At 56.5% G+C, this 1,583-nt stretch carries 1 protein-coding gene; it reads left to right on the top strand.

All coding sequences use genetic code 11. From position 1 onward, the window contains the following. The first annotated feature begins 496 nt into the window (after window positions 1–496). Window positions 497–1,048, top strand: coding sequence for a flavodoxin family protein BilS (bilS, locus tag DWZ22_RS09920; protein ID WP_118406046.1), 552 nt, complete (start codon window positions 497–499; stop codon window positions 1,046–1,048). Window positions 1,049–1,583 lie beyond the last annotated feature (535 nt).

Raw genomic sequence — 1,583 nt, 5'->3', positions numbered from 1 at the left:
GTCCAAAGATGTCGTCTGCGTCGCCAATCGACAGACGGTTGTTAGCGCCGGGCGATTTTAGCCGCTAATAGTCAACCGATTTTGACCAATCCCGGTCACCGAATAATGGCCACCGTGCCTCCCCGCCGCCACTACGCTGGTGGCGCCAACACGCCGCCCTCGACAGGCTGCTCGACAAGGCGTCGGTGTTCGTGATGCGGGGCCCGAGCTACCGCGGCAGGGGGCTCGACACGTACTCGGTGGAGGCCGTCCCCCAGGCGGTGAAGGTGAGGGGGATCCAGCCCGAGGGGATGTAGGAATGCGATAGGAAAGTCATAGATGCGGGCGTGTTGGCCAAAATGGGTCGGCCGGGATTGGTCAATCTCGGCCGACTATATTTGGCTAAATTTTTCCGACACTAACACGGTGGTTTACATCTGTCACGTTAGTACTAAGATATTCATCTAATAAATTGCATTAGTGGCTTTAGTTTTGGGGGAAACGAGGCAACGTGACTATGACGTGCTCTTTGGTGGTTAACAGCAAGAGCGGTAATACCAGGATGGTTTCGGGCGCGATCAAGCGCGCTCTGCAGGCTGCGGGTGTTGAGTTTGTCCATGCCGCGGCGTTGAGCGACGATGCGGATGCAGATCAGGTTGCGCTCGAGGCGCAGGGCGCCTGCACGGCCGACACAGTGCTCGTCGGTTTTTGGTGCGACAAGGGCGCGTGCACGCCTTCGGTCGCGGCGTTGCTCTCCGCCTTGCACGGCAAGCGCGTCTTTCTGTTTGGCACCTGCGGCTTTGGGGCCGACCAGAGCTATTACCAGCAGATTATTGATCGCGTAACTTCCAATTTGGCTGGGGATGCCGAGCTTGCGGGCTGGGCGATGTGCCAGGGCAAGATGGGCCCCGCGGTCAAGCAGCGCTACGAGGCCATGCTCGAGCAAGATCCCGAAAACGTCCGATTTAAGATGCTGCTCGACAACTGGGTTGCCGCGAAGGACCATCCCACCAAGGAAGACCTGGATAACATGGCTGCAGCCGCAAAAAAGGCCGTTTTGGGCGAATAACTTCGCCGCTTGCGGTGCCGCGCGTTCAATCGTACAAACGTGAAAGCCTCGAGATTCTCGAGGCTTTTTTCTTAACACGGGGTTGTGGAAGCTGTGTCCCGGAATTTGTCTTTGGAATGGGATGCAGTTTCCGGTTGAGGGGCTCTGCGGAAAATGCATCCCAGTATTCGGCTGAGAAACGGGATGTGCTTTCCGGTTGAGGGTCTTGGCGGAAAGTGCGACCCGGAATTTGTGATCGGAGTGGGATGTGGTTTCCCAACGGGGCCACAAGCGGAAGCCGCATCCCACTCCGGACGTGAATTCTGGGACACGGTTTTCAGAGGGTTATGGGCTGCGAACTACATGGGGCTGTCATAAAACTCCAGTAAAAGGGGTCGGAAATAAAGGACACTTCCAGCAATTTGTTTTAATGTGGGGGGGGGGTACCATTATTTTAGTTTCGCAAAAAATAATCCCTCTATGGGGAAGTTGCGTAGGGGGTTAGTCACAGATATGGTGGCGCGCGCAGACGTGGTGTAAGAGCGTCCCGAGGTCC

It is taken from the genome of Collinsella sp. AF31-11 (assembly GCF_003475605.1).
In the GTDB taxonomy this organism is placed as follows: domain Bacteria; phylum Actinomycetota; class Coriobacteriia; order Coriobacteriales; family Coriobacteriaceae; genus Collinsella.
Note: the sequence above shows the minus strand (reverse complement) of the source record. Positions and strands in the feature narration are given on the sequence as shown.

Bases quoted from the DNA above. Each gene is read 5' to 3' on its own strand.
- bilS (WP_118406046.1), top strand. From the start codon at position 497: ATGACGTGCTCTTTGGTGGTTAACAGCAAGAGCGGTAATACCAGGATG.